The following is a 3,234-nucleotide window of genomic DNA, read 5'->3' as shown; positions in this document are numbered from 1 at the left end:
GAACCAACCCCTTGCCGCCGCAACTTCCCGCCCCGTGCGCTCCCAGTACGAAGACTTCATGCGCCACGTGTTCACACAGGGCGTGCACAAGTCGGATCGCACGGGCACGGGCACGACCAGCGTGTTCGGCCACCAGATGCGGTTCGATCTCAAGGAAGGCTTTCCTCTGGTCACCACCAAGAAGGTGCATCTCAAATCCATCATTCAGGAACTGCTGTGGTTTCTGACCGGCTCCAGCAACAACAACTGGCTGAAGGAGCGCGGCGTGACCATCTGGGATGAATGGGCGCGCGAGGACGGCGACCTGGGCCCCGTGTACGGCGTGCAGTGGCGCAGCTGGCCCACGCCCGACGGTGGGCACATCGACCAGATCAGCGATGTCATCCAGACACTCAAGACCAACCCCGACTCGCGCCGCATCATCGTGAGCGCCTGGAACGTGGCCGAGCTCTCCAAAATGGCGCTGATGCCCTGCCACGCGTTCTTCCAGTTTTACGTCGCCCCGGCGCAGGAGCCCGGTGGCCGAGGCACGCTTTCTTGCCAGCTTTACCAGCGCAGCGCCGACATCTTTCTGGGTGTGCCCTTCAACATCGCCAGCTATGCGCTGCTCACGCACATGGTGGCGCAGCAGTGCGACCTGGAGGTGGGCGACTTCATCTGGACGGGCGGCGACTGCCATATCTACAGCAACCACCACGAGCAGGTGCAGACGCAATTGGCGCGCACGCCCTACCCCTACCCTGTGCTGAACATCAAACGCAAGCCGGGCAGCATCTTCGACTACGAGTACGAAGACTTCGAAGTGGTGGACTACCAGTGCCACCCGGCCATCAAGGCGCCCGTGGCGGTGTAGCCGCAACCGGCAGCCGCCCCTCGCACCTGTTCCCACCGGCAAACGCGGCAGCGCTTGCCTGGCGTTCACTCATCCACAACAAGCAACTCAACATCTACCCATGTCTTCCGGCGGATTTCACGTACACGGCCCCCACGACCACGCAGTCGAGCATGCAACCCATGGCCACGGCGACCACGCTGCAGCGCACGGCGCCGACAGCAACTCCTCAATGAACAAGATCGCCATGTTCACCGCCATCGTGGCCACGGTGGGCGCTATCTTTGCCTATATGGGCGGGGCCACGCAGGCCAATGCCGGGCTGCTCAAGAACGATGCGGCCATCAAGAAGACCGAGGCCTCCAACCAGTGGAATTACTTCCAGTCAAAAAGCACCAAGCAAAGCCTGGCTGAGCTGGCGCGTGACCTGACCCCGGCCGAGACCGAAAAGGCCAAGTACCAGGGCAAGATCGACCGCTACGAGAAAGAAAAGAACGAGATCAAGGCCGTGGCCGAAAAACTGGAGGCTGACGCCCACGCCTTCGACCAGAAAAGCGAAGCCCAGATGCACCAGCACCACCGCTGGGCCCAGGCCACCACTGCACTGCAGGTGGCCATTGCGCTGGCCGCCATTGCGCTGCTGACCAAGAAAAAATGGCTCGAATACGGCATGTACGGCGTGGCCGCCGTGGGCCTGGGTGTGGGCGCACTTGCCGCCCTGCACATCTGACCGGATCAACCCCTGCAAAGCACCGAGCCCCATGCCACTGCACCTCATCTACGCCCGCGCCGCCAATGGCGTCATCGGCCGGGACAACAAGCTCCCCTGGCACCTGGCCGAAGACATGGCGCATTTCAAGCAGCTCACCCAGGGCTGCCCAGTGGTCATGGGCCGCAAGACCTGGGACTCGCTGCCCCCGCGTTTTCGCCCCCTGCCCGGCCGCACCAACATCGTGGTGACACGCCAGGCGGGTTGGCAGGCCGACGGCGCGCACCGCGCGGGCAGCTTGGCCGAGGCCTTGGCGCTGTGCGACGCAAGCCAGACGGTGTGGGTGATTGGCGGCGCGCAGATCTACGCCGAAGCCCTGCCCCTGGCCGACCGCCTGGAGGTGACCGAGATCGACCAGACCTTCGACGGCGACGCCTACGCCCCCACGCTGGGCCCGGAGTGGACAGAATCGGCACGCAGCCGCCATGTGGGCAGCAACGGCCTGCCGTTCAGCTTCGTGACCTACGTGCGTGCGGCCTGAGCACCACGCCTCCTTACTCACTTATTGATAGCTACTAGCGCTTGATGGACGGGCGCAAAGGGCAAAAAAACCTATGCAAATAGCCACCTGGAACGTGAACTCCCTGTCGGTGCGCCTGCCCCAGGTGCTGGCCTGGCTGGCCGCCAACCCGGTCGATGCGCTGTGCCTTCAGGAGCTCAAGCTCACCGACGACAAGTTTCCGCACGACGCACTGAAAGAGGCGGGCTACGAAGCCGCCGCCTTTGGCCAGAAGACCTACAACGGCGTAGCCATCCTGAGCCGCCACCCGCTGCGCGACGTGGTGCGCAACATCCCGGGCTTTGGCGACGAGCAGGCCCGCGTCATCGCGGCCACGCTGGACACGCCAACAGGCCCCCTGCGCCTGATCAACGGCTACTTCGTCAACGGCCAGGAGCCGGGGTCGGAAAAGTTTGCCTACAAGATGCGCTGGCTGCAGGCGCTGCAGGACATGGTGCGCGCCGAACTGGCCGCCCATCCCCGCCTGGTGCTGGTGGGCGACTTCAACGTGGCACCCGAAGACCGCGACTCGTACGACCCCGAAGGCCTGCGCGAAACCATCCACCACACCACCGAAGAGCGCAACCACTTCCAGGCGCTGCTGACGCTGGGGCTGACAGATGCGTTCCGCATGTTCGAGCAACCCGAAAAGAGCTTCTCGTGGTGGGACTACCGCATGCTGGGCTTCCAGAAAAACCGGGGCCTGCGCATCGACCACATCCTGGTCAGCGATGCCCTCAAGCCCACCGTGAGCGCCTGTGTGGTGGACCGCGCTCCGCGCAAGAACCCGCAGCCCAGCGACCACACGCCGGTGGTGGTGACCCTGGGTTGATTTGCTCCTGATTCAATAGCAACAAAGGCAATAGGGTCGCGCGCAGACGACCTTTTTTATGTAATTTTTTGAGTCATCAAAGCCACAGAGCCCCTGGCAGCTTGCCGCTGCCAGGGGCTCTTTACCATCCGCCTGCCAATCCGTCAGTCTGACAGCCTGTCTGGCTGGCTGCGCTCAGGCCTCGTCGGGTGCGTCCAGCCCCAGCTCCTGGATCTTGCGCGTTATGGTGTTGCGACCAATGCCCAGGCGCTGTGCGGCCTCCATGCGGCGCCCATGCGTCGCCACCAGGGCCGTGCGGATCA

The 3,234-nt window shown here is 63.8% G+C and carries 5 protein-coding genes; 4 read left to right on the top strand and 1 reads right to left on the bottom strand.

Features of this window, described 5'->3' with window-relative positions; genetic code table 11:
- Positions 1-34 precede the first annotated feature (34 nt).
- From DBR12_RS15565 to xth, 4 genes are all read left to right on the top strand, one after another.
- Positions 35-853, top strand: a complete 819-nt coding sequence (locus DBR12_RS15565; protein ID WP_108618095.1) for a thymidylate synthase — start codon at positions 35-37, stop codon at positions 851-853.
- Positions 854-953: 100 nt separating this feature from the next.
- Positions 954-1,562, top strand: coding sequence for a DUF4337 domain-containing protein (locus DBR12_RS15560; RefSeq protein ID WP_108618094.1), 609 nt, complete (start codon positions 954-956; stop codon positions 1,560-1,562).
- A 31-nt stretch (positions 1,563-1,593) separates the two neighbouring features.
- Positions 1,594-2,082 (top strand): dihydrofolate reductase, encoded by a 489-nt coding sequence (locus DBR12_RS15555; protein WP_108618093.1) that lies wholly within the window; start codon positions 1,594-1,596, stop codon positions 2,080-2,082.
- Between the two features lie 73 nt (positions 2,083-2,155).
- Positions 2,156-2,932 (top strand): exodeoxyribonuclease III, encoded by a 777-nt coding sequence (gene xth, locus DBR12_RS15550; RefSeq protein WP_108618092.1) that lies wholly within the window; start codon positions 2,156-2,158, stop codon positions 2,930-2,932.
- A 174-nt stretch (positions 2,933-3,106) separates the two neighbouring features.
- Here xth and DBR12_RS22955 read toward each other — a convergent pair.
- A partial coding sequence (locus DBR12_RS22955) for a helix-turn-helix domain-containing protein (RefSeq protein ID WP_233244565.1) occupies positions 3,107-3,234 on the bottom strand: 128 nt, incomplete at its 5' end.

The sequence above is a fragment of the Acidovorax sp. HMWF029 genome (assembly GCF_003060895.1).
In the GTDB taxonomy this organism is placed as follows: Bacteria; Pseudomonadota; Gammaproteobacteria; order Burkholderiales; family Burkholderiaceae_C; genus Acidovorax.
Note: the sequence above shows the minus strand (reverse complement) of the source record. Positions and strands in the feature narration are given on the sequence as shown.